The following is a 14,026-nucleotide window of genomic DNA, read 5'->3' as shown; positions in this document are numbered from 1 at the left end:
AGCCGCACCCAAACACCTGCTGCTAGTGGTCATGGCGATGGCCTTCCCTTCTCCTAGCGTTTCTTAACTCCTTTGATTTCTGATGGCTCTTGCTCAAGAGTTCCTTCTAATGCCTTCTCTTGTGCTGGGAGCTGACCCTCTTTCATCAAACCTTCTACGATCTCCATTAGGCGATCCCCATCATCTTCACCAAAGACTTTAGCCACGACCTCATGACCATACTTGGCGCATAGACGGTCGTACTCTTGCTCTGGAGTAATCGTGGTCTTTGATGGGCGCTCGAACACCGTGACGTTCTCGCGCCCAAAGAGGTTGCGAAGGATATTAGTCTCATACGGCGGTACATACACATGGATGGTTGTGAAGGCATCCCTGCGCACTACCGCCTCCACCTCTTTAATTTGGAAGTCACTATGAATGAGTTCTTTATGGTTCATGGTGTTATTCATTTCTTCCTCCTTATTGAATCGCCAATACCGCATGGGCATTAGCGCGTGAGATGGATAAAGCGCAACGTAGGTTCACCATGGCATACATTGCCAAGGTATCGTGCGGACGAATTGGAGCAACGATGTCTAAATCATCATCACGCAGCTTCATAAAGCGAGTATTAAGGAAATAGCAACGCTTACTCCACTCCACCGTGCGATTCGCCATGGCATCAAGCTCATCAAACTGCGGATCCCAGATGATCTCCACGCCTTTAAAGGCAAGGCCTGTGTTTACTCCGGCTCCTACGCCTGCATCGATGTACTTGGTCTCTCCCGATCCAGCGATATGGGTCACCGTTACCTGTTTGCGATAGGTATCAATGAACTTACCACCTGCGATGATGAAATCAGGACTGCCGCCATGCTTAATACATTGGCGCCAGGCGGTTTCCATCTCACCCACTAAGTTACCCGGTGCTGTTGATGCAATATCCTTTACCGCGTAGTTGCGCCAGTAACTTGCTTTAGCTCGATCAATGCCTCCAACTGTTCCAGCATCTGGCGCTAGGCTGACAAGGCTATCTAGGCCAACTACTGCATCGGCGCCGTGCGAGCCGTCGCGATGAAGTTCAAGATCCAGCTTATTAAGAAAGCCTTCTCTCAAGACCTCTAATTGCTCATCCAAGAGGTTGATTAGTTGTACGCGCTCGTTGTATTCCAGCTGAAAGCCGCGCGCGCCACCCTCACGTACTTTGATGCCGTTACTGAATAAGCGGTCATAGTCGATATAGAGACCATCAACTGCTCTGCGCCATGGGAAGGAGGCTTGCTCGGTTGTATTGCGTTTGTTGAACTTGACTGTCTCTTCGCCAAAGGCCCAGCTAAAGTTACTACCGTGTTCTTTGCGGATGTTCTCGACGACGTTCTGTTTTGCGCCTAATAGGCTTTTACGCCCCTCCATGAGTTTTTTAAGGAAAGGCCTCTCTACAGCGATTTGATCGACTGGTAGATTACGAAGATACTCATCTAAGGAAACCTTAGCTAACTCTTGCAAGTCTGTATTTGAAATTGGCATATGCCACCCCATCAATAGTTATTTAATAAATTGGTTGGCTTCATTCCAATTGATAGAGCGTGAACCTATCCATTGCTACGCTGCTAGTCGCGACCCTAGCTTTAACGCGATGGCGTGAAGCACTAAGATCAATTATTGGGGCGGTAGATATAGGCTTGGGATATTTGTGGGGTTTTTATTGATATTTTGAATATAGTTGCATAGCTAATTAATATCGATTACACTAACCCTATGTTTGAACAATGCCTCTATTTCAATACCACCAGCCTAGCTCGCCAGCTAGAGCGGGAATGGACTAGTGCATTTAAACCCTTTGGCCTCACCCCGTCCCAAGCATTCATGCTTAGAGTGGTTTTAGATAAGGCACCCCTGTTACAAAGTGAACTAGCCTTAGAGATGAACATCAGTCGCCCTACTGCTACTAGAGGGTTAGATGGCTTGGAGCGTCTAGGTTTTATCAAACGGGCCTCATCCGCTAAGGATGGTCGGGAGCAAGAGATTCACCCTACCTCTAGCGCTACAAAGATCAAGGCTGACCTAAATGCTGCTAGCGCTGCTGTTACCAAGCGCATGAAGAAGTTATTGGGTAGTCATGAGTTTGAATCCGTTGTAACCCAAATGAGGACTATTGCATCAGCCCTGAAGTAAGTATTGATTTGTGAGTTTTTTTATTTAAGTAATAGTTGCATAGCTAATTACTTTTAATTAACCAAGGAGATAAATATGCCAATCTTGAACGTAAAGGTCAGCGGACAAAAGAATGCTGCCACCACCAAAGCAATACATGAACTACTATTAGACCTAACTCACCGGATTCTAGGTAAGAAGAAGGAAGCAACTGCAATTGCGATTGAATATGTAGATCCTGAATGCTGGATGGTGGGCGGGAAGCTATTGAGCGATCAAAACATGAATAGCTTTTACTTTGACATCAAGATCACCGATGAAACCAATACCAAGGATGAGAAGGCTAGATACATCCAAGAGGCTTTTGAGGGGTTTGCTCGCATCTTAGGCAGCCTGCATGAAGAGAGTTATATCTACGTGCAAGATGTCAGGGCCACCTCTTATGGATATGGTGGAAAGACCCAGGAATACCGATACCACCAGTAGGCAATAACTAAGTCGCACTAGTCTTTATGCCCAATGTGTCTTTGTGCCACCTTGGGCATAAATAAGCGTTTCTTTGCCTGTGGCCGTCAAGGGTTCGCAAGCCACCCCTTTGGGGTGCCCTTGACGGAAATAGACCGCCTGTACTCCACCCATTAAAAATCAATAAATGACTCATAAATAAGTCATTAATTCACTTAAGGACTTATTTATGAGTCATTTTTATTGACCAATCAGGTTTAAACAGGTATATTAGTGCCTTGTACTTAATGAACAGCATGAGGCAACTATGCGCGTAGATCAACAACTGACCCTAGCATCAAAGCAGCTTGGCCAATCCGCTGAAATAGCGCAATGCCTAGTTTCGTTGCGCCTTGCCCGTCATATTCGCCAAGGTGAGGCTGCGGTTCGTGCGGGCTTGTCTCGTGCAACTGCCCAACGCATTGAAAAGGGTGATCCTGGCGTTGCCATTGGCGCACTGCTACGTTACTTAGATGCAATCGCTCCAGGCATGACCTTATTGCAACTCTTAAGCGGCAATGATCCTGCGATCGCTGCCTTGGAGCGTCGCTCGCGCCCTCAACGCGTCCGTGACTTAAGTACGGCTGAAATGAAAGCGCTTGATTTCTGATGGCAAACACAACTAAAGACCTGTTTGTCTTTGCCAATCTTGATGGTGAATTTGTACCAGCAGGACAACTACAAGTAGATGAGGAAGGCTCAAGACTTATTGCCTCTTCATTTGCTTATGGCCTGCGCTACCTAGATAGGGGCAATGCACAGGAAATTGATCCTGTCGCCCTTAGCCTTAAGAATAAAAGCGAGATCAAAGGCAAGCGCCTCGTTCCACCAAATGGTCTAGAAGCTTTTGGTGGAATTCGTGATGCTGCTCCTGATTCTTGGGGAAGAAGAGTGATTGAAGCTAGGCTTAAGGTTCCAGCTAATAGCCTGCCAGAATCAACCTACCTACTTGAAGCTGGCAGTGATCGTGTTGGGGCTTTAGACATTCGATCTTCTTTAGATCAAGAGGAGCGCCCTGCTCACGAAAGTATTCACAATCTGTCATACGTACTCGAGGGTGCGCAGAAGATTGAGGCGGGCTTGCCAGTATCAGAAGCACTATCCAGAATTTTGATTGTGGGTAGCGGCCTAGGGGGTATGCGCCCAAAGGCAAGCGTACGTGATGATGACAATATTTTATGGATGGCCAAGTTCCCAGGCAACACTGATGGAGTCTTAGATGTACCAAGCATTGAATACGCCACCCTCAAACTTGCAGAATTAGCTGGCCTCAATGTAGCGCAAACTCAATTAGAGCAAGTTGGCAAGAAAAAGGTGTTAATGGTCAAACGTTTTGATCGCTCTTGGACCGCTTCAGCTCGCTCAGTAGAGATTCGTCATCATGTGATTAGCGCCCTCACACTCGTTGCTTGCCACGAATCAGAGTCCAATACAAAAAGCTATATGGATATTGCAGATGCTATACGCAGATATTGCCTGGTTCAAACAGTCAAATCAGATGTAGAAGAACTATATGCACGCATGATCTTTAACCTTTTTGTCAGTAACGATGATGATCATCTACGCAATCATGCCTTCTTATGGAACCAGGAGCTTAAAGGCTGGAGCCTAAGCCCACTCTATGATGTGATGCCACATGCAGTCATCGCAAGTGAACGCTATCAACATCTAGGCATTGGACCTCAAGGCAAGCTAGCAACCCTAGATAATGCCTATGGGGCTAAAGAGCGCTTTGGTTTATCTGTGCAGCAAGCAAGCTCCATTATCGATCGTGTATGGCGAGTAACTAGGCAGTGGAAAACACACTTCGAAAGCCTTGGAATTCCTGCAGATCAAATTGAAGGAATCTCCCGGGCCTTTAGACACATTGATGATATTTGTAGTCCTGAATTAATCAAGACTCTAGCTAAAGGCTAATCACTTATTGAGAAGATCTTGCTAGGAAACTAGATTTCAACAATAAGCGATGGATTAAATTCTGGGTTTTCGGCGTGGTTAGATCGAACATAACCGCGAGGATTACAAACCACCCTAGTGCCATTCATTTCATAATCGCAGGAATCATGCGTATGCCCATGAATCCATAGAGACATCTTGCCAAAGAGGTGCGCCAACTCCGAAGAAAAGCAGGCGGACAATAAATCTTGCTTATAGCGCTCTGCAACTGAGCCCATTGAGGGTAGATGGTGCGTAACCACAACTGTCTTGCCATCAAATGGTCTCTCTAGCTCCTGCTGTAGCCAAGCCAATGATTTTTCATGTAATTGAATCGATTTTTTCGGGGAAAAATTTCTTCCTCCATCGCGTATTGCTCTAAAGTCATTTAAGTAAAGCTCGCCATACGATAAGCATTTAGACTTCAGATCCTGACCAAATAATAAAAAGTCAGTCCATAACGTAGCTCCCAAGAAGCGGATGGGGGCATTTGATTTTGGATCCTGTAGTTGCAGCACATCATCATCTAGAAAATGAATTCCGTTCTCAGTGGATGCGTTCCTCATCCGTTCAATGGCGTGAACACGCTGGGAACCATAGAACTCATGATTGCCAGCCACATAAATAATCTCTTGATTCGGAAACGATTTTCTAGCCCAAGTTATACCCTCGGAGCGCAGGCTAATATCACCGGCCAGGACAATAACATCTGCCACATTCAATGCAGGTGAAAAGTCGGCAAATTCTAAATGCAAATCACTTAGTACATGAATTTTCATAATTTAGATATGTCGCCATGATGATCTTGATATTGAGATCTAGTGTAGTCAATAAATTAACCATGACGTCCTACAAGGAATTGAGCTTGGCATTGACGTTAGCCTTGGGGGACTCTACATTATCAACACACTACTAAAAACCGTGTTCATCAAAAATGCATCAAGAACAAAACTATTTCTCGCTTGATGTAGAACTCAATAATGCCCAAGATAATTCCACAGTAAATCCAAAGATCATTCAAATAGGGTTAGCAGTCGGAAACTACCATGACTATGTCAATCAATCCCTATCTACGTATAAATGGTTCTTAGATCCTAAAGAGCCTATTTTTGAGTTCATCACCCAATTAACGGGCATTTGCAATCAGGATATTTCTGACTATTCAGTTCCACATGAACAAGTAGCTAAAGAAATTAGTGAAATTATTACTAAGCGCAATTGCTTTGTTAATCCCATTACCTGGGGCGGTGGCGATTCACTTGAACTGAAAGCTGAATTTAAAGATCGAGGTATCAGCTTTCCCTATTTTGGTCGTCGATGGATCGATGTCAAAACTTGGTATAGCCTGCACATGCTTGCCATGGGCAAAAAACCCAGTGGCGGTCTATCCTCAGGCCTGGGTTCTTTTAAGCTTCAATTTGAAGGCAGTCCACACAGAGCGGATGTTGATGCACTCAATACCTTGAGGCTTTTCTTTGAAATCCTTCACAGGCACAATCGGATATATCAACTGGTAAACGATGCCAAGGCTTTGAAATAGCCGTATCTATATACCTAAAAATAGGGTTATTTTGATTCTATACGCACTTTTGTTGACATTAAACTATAATATATGCATAGTTGTTGACATTAATGGATAAATTGAGGCCCTATGAACACTTCTGTTGACCAGCTGCCCCTCTTGCTTTTTAGTTCGAGAGAAGACAAAACCAACGCCCAGAGAATTTCCCGCTTGGCTAGGTCTGGTCGTTTGCGTCAAATTTATCGCGGCATTTACACCAGCGACCTCAATAGCCCACTCGAGCAAATCATTCGGCCAAATTGGCGGCAAATTACCGAATATCTTTATCCAGGCTCCGTAGTAGCTTACCGCTCTGCTCATCTTTGCAAACCGGATGATAGTGGGAATATATTTTTGGTGTCTGGCAATAGAGCACGTCAAATAGCATTTCCAGGGTTGACTCTCAATATCTTGCCAGGCCCTGCTGCAGTTCAATCGCACAAAGATTCGCTAAACGATACCCAGTATGGAAAACTCTTTATATCCTCAGAGGCTAGGCGGTTACTGGAGAACCTCTATAGCCGCAAAGGCTCAGATCTTCGCACTATGGGTCGCCCTTGGGTTGAGTCTTATTTGAGTAAGCTATGCACCATTCGTGGTGAACACAAGCTCAATGCACTACGTGATGACGCTAAAGCAATTGCCCCTCAATTGGGTCTAGAGGTTCAATTTAAAACACTGAACACGATTGTTTCGGCCTTAATGCAAACTGGTAAGGCTCGCTCTTTAAGGGCAGCTGATGCATTAGCGCGCGCAGCTGGTAAACCTTATGATCCTGATCGCATTGAGATCTTCGAAACTTTGTTTTCTGCATTAAGAAAGCCTTTTTCAATCATTCAAGATCCGGCGAAGACTAGCAAAAGTGCATTTAATTTTGCATTCTTTGAATCCTACTTTTCGAACTACATTGAAGGAACTACATTCACTGTCGAAGAGGCCTCCGAGATTATTTTCGATGGGAAGATGATTCCAAAACGAAATGAAGATTCGCATGATGTATTGGGTACCTTTAAAGCAATCATGGAGCAGCCCTTTCGCTCTAAGCCCCCAAAAGATGAAGATGATTTCTTAGCGTGGCTTTTGCAATGCAACCTACAAATACTCTCTAGTCGCCCAGATAAAAATCCAGGCGAATGGAAAGAGCAAAGTAACCAAGCAGGAAATACCATTTTTGTTCACCCCGAGCTTGTTAAAGGCACTTTGCGGGAAGGATTCAAGCGTATCGCTTTACTAGAAGATCCATTTGCGCGCGCATTGATGGCGATGTTTGTGGTTACTGAAGTGCACCCATTTATGGATGGTAATGGCCGAACTGCGCGCCTAACGATGAATGCTTACTTAACTCAACATTCCGCCTCTCGCATTATTATTCCCACAGCTTATCGTGAGGATTATTTGCTGCCATTAAAAGCGCTGTCTCAAAACAATGATCCCAGCCCCTTCATTCGATCCATGACTCGTGCATGGCGCTGGACCGCTGGATTTGATTATTCGAACTTCCCAAATCTTTGGGAAAAAATGAAGGCTTGTAACGCATTTACAGACAACCCCTCACAGCATCAATTGCTTGATCCTCACGATATAAGCTAAGTTGTTGACGAAAAATGACTATATCGGCTGTTTTGTAGACAAAATGAGGCGATTTGGGTGTCTAAAGACATTTATGTCTACATGCCACTAGTTTTAAGTGGCATGTAATTTACAGCCATCTATATCCCCATATTGCCTAAGTGCTGAGCAATCCGATCCATGGGATTGCCTGCGCTAGCCAATGGCGCGCCTAGGGTTGAGGTTCGCGCCCGAATAGGTTGAGGACTATTGATTGCAATAGGTTTGACACTCGTAAAACTAGGTTCGGGCCTTCCAATCGCCTCATAGATAGACTCAATCATGGTCTGCCACTGCTCTGGCTGATTGCTCTGTACAAAGACTTGCATGTAGAAAGGGTCTGACATGTATTTGTTAAAGCAGATCGCCTTATCGGTGTGATCAATTTCATCTGAACGAGTATTCAAAAACTTGAGCATCTGCAGCTTTGCTTCTGAGACCAATTCGGAAGGCTTTTTCTGGCTATCGGCGATAGTCATCACGTTCCCTACAAGTTTGCCTTCTATTTCGTATTTGCGAACTGCATCCTGAAGAGTAGCCACCATAGATTGCAAATCAACCACCTGCTTTTCTAGGTCGCGTTTTTCGTTAATCACTTTCTGAATACGTTCACACCCTCGCTTTGATTTGATGCCGCTAGAATTTTCTGAACTAACGCTCGGGTCGGCATCGGGACTCGAATCCGCAGGTTCGGGGTTCAAAGCCCGCTTCATTAGCTCTTCAGCCGTTTCGGTTTGAATTTCGGCTTTCGGAAGTGTATCGACGGTAATGGCGACTGGTGCAGGCAATATTTCACCTAGGTCATGGGCTTGTTGTGCTGGCTTACTTTCTAAAACGGGCATAAATGCTGGCACATGCACTTCGCCTTTAACGGGTGTAAATATAGACTCGGGCTCCAGAGCTTCCAACTCCTCCTCCAATACTTCGCCCTCATCAATATCCTCAGATAGCTTGGCAAGAGATGCATTGGGGGTCTTACTTAGATCATCTAGTAAGTTGGCTGCTTGGCTCTGACTCTGTCTCTTACGTTCCGCCTTTTGTGTTTGTTGTATTTGAGCGCTAATCTGAGCGCTACGCTCCTTATCCAATTGAGCCTCTGCCTGCCTAGCCTTTGCTTGTGCAATTAATTCAAGTGCACGCTCTTCCCTTGCCTTATTACGCCTTGCGGCGCTCTCGGCAGCGTGCTTCTCATAGGCTTCTTTTTCAAGTCGCTCACGCTCTTTCTTAGCCTCCCTATCCTGCTCCCTTTGAATTGATCCACCCTTGCTTAATACCTCCGACTTAAAGCCTTCCACTCCATTTGCTACTTGCGTCATTGCCTGTCTCCTCTTTTAATAAATTGCTGCTGTAATTCATTTCAGCGCTTGTCTTTTGCCTTCGTTCAGAAAACCAATTCATTCCTAAATTTGGGTCGTCATCGCGTGACCATCCCTCCGCTTGCTTTTCTACATTCGGTATAAATAGATTTGAATCGATACGATCGTCATACCGCAAGAGGGTCTCTTGTAGGAGATTACGGATATGCTCGTAATCCATTCCTCTTGCTTGCAGGTTTTGTATCTGGATTGATAGATTGGTAATCATGGGGAGAACCTTGAGCCAACTCTCTTTGTCCTCTATGCCGTCTGGCGCTCCAGTAGTACCTGCTCTTATGCGTAGATCGACCATGTCAAAGATTCGGTCTTTGGTGAGCTCTGGCCAGTCATAGGTTTTTTCCATAGTCATGACTAGCTCGCCATTGACCATGGTGGTCTTAGTACTTGGTGGCCCCATGTAGCGTTCTACTTGCTCTTTGGTGAGTTCTTGTAAAAGTACCTGGGCGCTGTATTGAGCAATCTCTTGTAGCCAATCTTCTATCTGGTCTTTGAATTCAAATACGCGCCCAGATAAGGCTCTTTGCAATATGTTTGCTTCTGTAGCTGTCTTGGGTCTTACTACCGTGGAGCGTGCGGCATCTTGAAGGCCTGTGACTTGCTCCCAGTCATAACGCACTGCGCTGGTGTCATAGACGATGGGGTCGATCTTGGGATGGCCTCTGGGGATAATCACTTGGTTTAGTGGCTTACCTTCCGTGTCCACAATGGTGATCTCGCCGAATCTTGAATCTGAATGCTTTTTGATGGTCTTCTCGTTAATATCGGCAGAGGCTACCCATCCGGGTATGCAAAGATCTCGGTGTTGATTGAATCGATCTCTCGCTTCGTTATGCTCGTCCTGTAGGCGCTCAGTCAAATCAACTAGGCTTGGGCCAATGAATTGACCATCTACTACTTGGTATGGCAATAAGAAGAAAGGGTACCAGCGCTCTCCGGCTCTTGGTGGTGAATAAGGTTCACGTAGCCATTCAGTCGCGCCCTCCACCATGGTGTAAACACGCTGGGTAGCTCTGTCCCAGATCTCTAGTACTGCTATTTGTTGGTCATCAATGACTGGGCCTGAACCAGCATTCATTTGTATTGAGGCTAGGCGCTTGGCTTTCTTATGAGATGGCTCGCCTTGGCCTGGTTGGTAGATTTTGGCATTAGCCAAATTCTTCTTGTAGAGCGCTTCTGCTTGGCCACGCTTCATGGGGATGATTTGGCAGATCCAGTCCGCATCGGTGTAATCCCAGAACTCGCAGATAGATGGATCGATGAGGAGGTTTTCTGTAAGGACTCTATCGATTACTAAGCCTTCAGCGGATTGCACTTCGGTTTGCTCTTGTAGTGACTTGATGAGTTCTTCCAACTCCGCCCTCTTGGCATCATGATGATGTTGATCTTCGCCTTGAAGATCTCGAGCTAAGTCTTCTATGGCTAGGAGGTTTTCTTGGGCATCATTGATGCGACCTTGGATATAGGAATCCTTGCTGGGATCTCTTTGATACATCACTTTGAGAATTCCGAAGCTACAGGTCAGCGCTGCCCTTACGGTGGACTTGGCTCGATTCTTTAATTGGGCATGTTCTAGCGCTCTATTAGTGACTTTCTCTAGCGTTTTACAAAAGAGTTTGATATCCGAGCCCGAGTGGGTTGGCGTTGTTGAGATCTCTGGGTTACGTGCATAGACGTTTGGGAGAACTGCTGAGATAGTGCCGTGTATGAGGTTGGCTCTAAGACTATAGAAATCTTTGCCTGTAGGGTCGGCATTCCAGTTAAAGCCAGCTACGGTATTGCGGTTGTGTCTTACGCGCTTATGAAATGTTGCCCAGTGAGCGCGCGCATGCGTGATGCGGGCAGTCCATTTTTGTTGAAGGGCTTTTGAGTCTTGGGGCACATGCTATTTATAGATTGCGAATCTCGCATCGATGCACTTATCTTGGATTTATCATGGCGGGGTTTTCGTACTCGCTCACTACAAAATATTTCCATAAAGTGATGGAAATTTTATAAGTAACAAATGTATTTACAGGTATCAATTCCATCTTTATTAAGAGGTCAATATTACTGATTGAGTTGCGATCTTAGAGAAGATAGACTTAGAAGGACAAGCATATTGGATGTTTGTTTAATTTTCCAAGGAGAAGTCTTTTCTCCTGTAATTCATGAGATATGTGCTTCCTATGACTAGAGCATTCGCGAATAACACATCTCAAAGATACTTCTCTTTGCTATGTTTGGTGACATTCCTTGGATCACTATCCCTGTCGTCGCTGATATTTTTATCGGCGCTCTTAAATCAGGAAGGCTACTCTCAACAGGCTATTGGCTCAGTCTTATCTGCACCCCTCATTCCAACCTTAATTGCCTTGTTTGGCACAGGCGCTCTCTTGCAAAAAATCAGCTGCATTCGACTGATGATCATTAGTCAGGCATTGATGATATTGGGATTTATAGGCCTTGAATCTGCCCTTAGCTCGAGCCTACTGACGACAATTTTTCGTGGGCTAATTGGTTTTGGGTCTGGCTTTTACTTTTCCGCCTCTATGATTTATGTAAGGAGCTTATTGAGTGGTCCAAAAATAATCTATTTCTTTGGGATCTATGCGTCAATGTTCCCGCTGCCCAATGCATTTGGTCCTATAGTAGCCCAGTGGTATTTTAAGAATCATGGATCTAATGGATTATTTTTGTATATGGCATTACCGGGACTACTAGCATTGCTGATACTCATCGCCTTATCCATAAGCTTTAAGGAATTTGACCGCTCCAGCAAAACAGCTGCAATTAGCTTGCACTCTTATTATCAAATTCTGTGCGCAAAGAGATTTCATGCCTTAGGTTTTGGCATTTTTTCTATTGGGGTATTGTGGGGTTTTGTTACTGGGTATATGGCTTTATACCTAAGCCAACATAATTACTCAGTAGGCTTATTTTTCTTACCAATGAGCCTCGCCCTTTTTGGCTCACGTTTTGGTCTGCTGGGCATATTAGGGGGATTCTCGCGCCCTGTCTTGATAGCTTGCTCGTTTGGCTTGATGGCGTGTGCATTTGCTTTGGTCTTGAATCTACATAGCCCAATACCGATTATTTTGGCTGGTATCTGCTTTGGGGTTGGCTATAGCCTTGGTTTCCCGATTCTGAGTGTCTGGGTTTCTGATTCATTTGATATCGATCGGCGCCCAATTGCCCTTTCAGCGTTTAATGCCAGTTTTTACTGTGGGATTTTCGGGGTTCCTAGTCTCATAGGCTATTTAGCTCTTCCACCGAACTCTTCTTACCCACTCTTTTTGCTCATGGCTCTGGCAATTGGCATGGGAGTATTTTTTTTGACAGCTTTCAGGAATCAAATACAACGGAGGCAAGCATAAATTGAATGGCTTATGGGCTGCAATTTACATTGATAGATGCCAGCTCTAGCTTGACTTTGATTTACATAAAAATGGATAATCTTATTTAATGACGAAGCGGTATAAGTAATCAAACACCCAAGTAGCTTGCGACAAATTTCGTCACCATCGTAAGCGCGTTTTAAACGCGTCAAGTTTGGGTACCGCACCTCTTCCAAAAACCCTTAATTGAGGGCTTTTTCTTTTTAGGCCCATGATAATTATTTAGAAGTCTTTGCCGGTAGGGTTGGAATTATATTCATGCCTTGCGCGTTTATGAAAGGTTGCCCAGTGAGCGCGCGCATGAGTGCTGCGAGCAGTCCATTTTTTAAAAATGGTTTTTAGTTTTTGGCTGGGCATATCTTGTGTACAAATTCAGACTCACATCCAAAGGACTAATTTTGGATTTATGTTTCAGAAGACCTAAAATACAAGCTTCTATTAGAGGGTTTTTATCTGCGGTAATTAAATGTATAATCGACGCAACACACCCGCCATGCCTCTCCTGGAAGCACACTTTGGCGGGTTTTTTTATTGGGGGATTCTATTGACTACATTCAATAAGCCAGCACTCACACATTTAGAACATATTGAGCGTCTCCGAAATCGAAACCTTCTAATAAATAATGATGATGAAGCAATAGATTATCTAAGCAACATTAGCTACTTCAGGCTTTCCGCATACACCCGCCCCTTTTACCTTCCAAATGTCGCCGAGCATACCTTTATGCTTGGAACGGCCTTTTCAGATGTCATCAATCTATATCTATTTGACAAGGAATTACGCCTACTTCTTTTGGATGCAATTGAAAGAATTGAAGTAGCGCTACGCACACAAGTAGCCAATACGCTTGCCAAACATCATGGACCCCATGGTTACCTAGATCAAAGTATTTTTGATAATCGCTATGATCATCCTAAACTATTAGAGCTTATTGCTAGTCAATCTAAAGGTCGTGATTTAGAAACTTTTATTAGCCATTACAAAACAAAATACACCGGAGCGCCAAAGCATCCTCCTATTTGGATGGCTGTTGAGCTACTTACATTTAAAGAGATATCCACTTTATTTAGCAACTTGAAGCTTCCAAGAGATACCCAAGCAATAGAGGCACATTTTGGTTGGAAATTTACCTTACTTAAATCTTGGTTTCGTAGTGTTTCTGATTTGAGGAATTTATGCGCCCATCACTCTAGGGTCTGGAATCGGGAATTCGGAAGTATTCCTGAATGCCCAAAAAGACCTCCAAAAAATTGGCCAGCCATACCCGCATCCGTTTTGGTAAGTTCGAAAAATAGTGTTCAGCAATATTTGAACCCACAACGTAGGCTGTACTTTCAGTTAATTGTGATTCAGTCTTTAATGAATAGAATCTCTCCTTCGAGCAATTGGGCTAAACACTTGCAGGAGTTGCTCGATAAAAATCCTAAGGTCTCACAAGTACACATGGGGTTTCCCAGCAACTGGAGAGAACAGCAATTTTGGCTAAGCTCTATCAGTCAATAAATTGGGCTGATTTAAGCATTCGTTTCTGATG

Annotated in this window: 13 protein-coding genes; 8 read left to right on the top strand and 5 right to left on the bottom strand. The window is 44.5% G+C overall.

From position 1 onward, the window contains the following. Positions 1-53 precede the first annotated feature (53 nt). Positions 54-449 (bottom strand): hypothetical protein, encoded by a 396-nt coding sequence (locus tag ICN14_RS00065; protein WP_216223988.1) that lies wholly within the window; start codon positions 447-449, stop codon positions 54-56. 10 nt (positions 450-459) lie between these two features. Further along, the gene (locus ICN14_RS00060) at positions 460-1,506 is read right to left on the bottom strand and encodes a phage major capsid protein (protein ID WP_216223986.1); all 1,047 of its coding nucleotides are present in this window, start codon (positions 1,504-1,506) and stop codon (positions 460-462) included. Between the two features lie 231 nt (positions 1,507-1,737). Here ICN14_RS00060 and ICN14_RS00055 point away from each other — a divergent pair, with 231 nt between their 5' ends. The 4 genes from ICN14_RS00055 (at position 1,738) to ICN14_RS00040 (ending at position 4,554) form a co-directional block, all read left to right on the top strand. Beyond that, a complete protein-coding gene (locus tag ICN14_RS00055) occupies positions 1,738-2,154 on the top strand; it encodes a MarR family winged helix-turn-helix transcriptional regulator (protein ID WP_216223984.1) in 417 nt (138 codons plus the stop codon). Between the two features lie 75 nt (positions 2,155-2,229). Next, positions 2,230-2,619, top strand: a complete 390-nt coding sequence (locus ICN14_RS00050; RefSeq protein ID WP_216223982.1) for a 4-oxalocrotonate tautomerase family protein — start codon at positions 2,230-2,232, stop codon at positions 2,617-2,619. A 286-nt stretch (positions 2,620-2,905) separates the two neighbouring features. Then, on the top strand, positions 2,906-3,247 hold the full coding sequence (locus ICN14_RS00045) for a helix-turn-helix domain-containing protein (RefSeq protein WP_216223981.1): 342 nt from the start codon (positions 2,906-2,908) through the stop codon (positions 3,245-3,247). Beyond that, positions 3,247-4,554: a type II toxin-antitoxin system HipA family toxin gene (locus ICN14_RS00040; RefSeq protein WP_216223979.1), complete on the top strand. Its 1,308-nt coding sequence runs from the start codon at positions 3,247-3,249 to the stop codon at positions 4,552-4,554. Before ICN14_RS00045 ends, ICN14_RS00040 begins: the two co-directional genes overlap by 1 nt. Positions 4,555-4,583: 29 nt before the next feature. On the opposite strand, the gene ICN14_RS00035 is transcribed toward ICN14_RS00040, so the two are convergent. Then, positions 4,584-5,351, bottom strand: coding sequence for a metallophosphoesterase (locus ICN14_RS00035; protein ID WP_215332298.1), 768 nt, complete (start codon positions 5,349-5,351; stop codon positions 4,584-4,586). Between the two features lie 155 nt (positions 5,352-5,506). Between ICN14_RS00035 and ICN14_RS00030 the strand changes: the two genes are divergently transcribed. Continuing rightward, a complete protein-coding gene (locus ICN14_RS00030; RefSeq protein WP_216223977.1) occupies positions 5,507-6,112 on the top strand; it encodes a 3'-5' exonuclease in 606 nt (201 codons plus the stop codon). Positions 6,113-6,223: 111 nt separating this feature from the next. Further along, positions 6,224-7,723, top strand: a complete 1,500-nt coding sequence (locus ICN14_RS00025) for a Fic family protein (RefSeq protein ID WP_216223976.1) — start codon at positions 6,224-6,226, stop codon at positions 7,721-7,723. Positions 7,724-7,842: 119 nt separating this feature from the next. On the opposite strand, the gene ICN14_RS00020 is transcribed toward ICN14_RS00025, so the two are convergent. Together ICN14_RS00020 and ICN14_RS00015 are read right to left on the bottom strand one after the other, a co-directional pair. Further along, positions 7,843-9,057 carry a hypothetical protein gene (locus ICN14_RS00020; RefSeq protein WP_216223974.1) on the bottom strand — a complete coding sequence of 405 codons (1,215 nt, stop codon included), beginning with the start codon at positions 9,055-9,057 and terminating at the stop codon, positions 7,843-7,845. After that, on the bottom strand, positions 9,023-10,996 hold the full coding sequence (locus ICN14_RS00015) for a hypothetical protein (protein ID WP_216223972.1): 1,974 nt from the start codon (positions 10,994-10,996) through the stop codon (positions 9,023-9,025). Before ICN14_RS00015 ends, ICN14_RS00020 begins: the two co-directional genes overlap by 35 nt. Positions 10,997-11,282: 286 nt before the next feature. Here ICN14_RS00015 and ICN14_RS00010 point away from each other — a divergent pair, with 286 nt between their 5' ends. Both ICN14_RS00010 and ICN14_RS00005 read left to right on the top strand, forming a co-directional pair. Continuing rightward, a complete protein-coding gene (locus ICN14_RS00010) occupies positions 11,283-12,470 on the top strand; it encodes an MFS transporter (protein ID WP_216223970.1) in 1,188 nt (395 codons plus the stop codon). 514 nt (positions 12,471-12,984) lie between these two features. Next, positions 12,985-13,995 (top strand): Abi family protein, encoded by a 1,011-nt coding sequence (locus ICN14_RS00005; RefSeq protein ID WP_216223968.1) that lies wholly within the window; start codon positions 12,985-12,987, stop codon positions 13,993-13,995. Positions 13,996-14,026: the final 31 nt, after the last annotated feature.

Origin of the sequence: Polynucleobacter sp. MG-27-Goln-C1 (assembly GCF_018881905.1) — a bacterium.
Taxonomy (GTDB): Bacteria; Pseudomonadota; Gammaproteobacteria; order Burkholderiales; family Burkholderiaceae; genus Polynucleobacter.
This window is presented reverse-complemented; position numbering and strand designations above follow the sequence as displayed.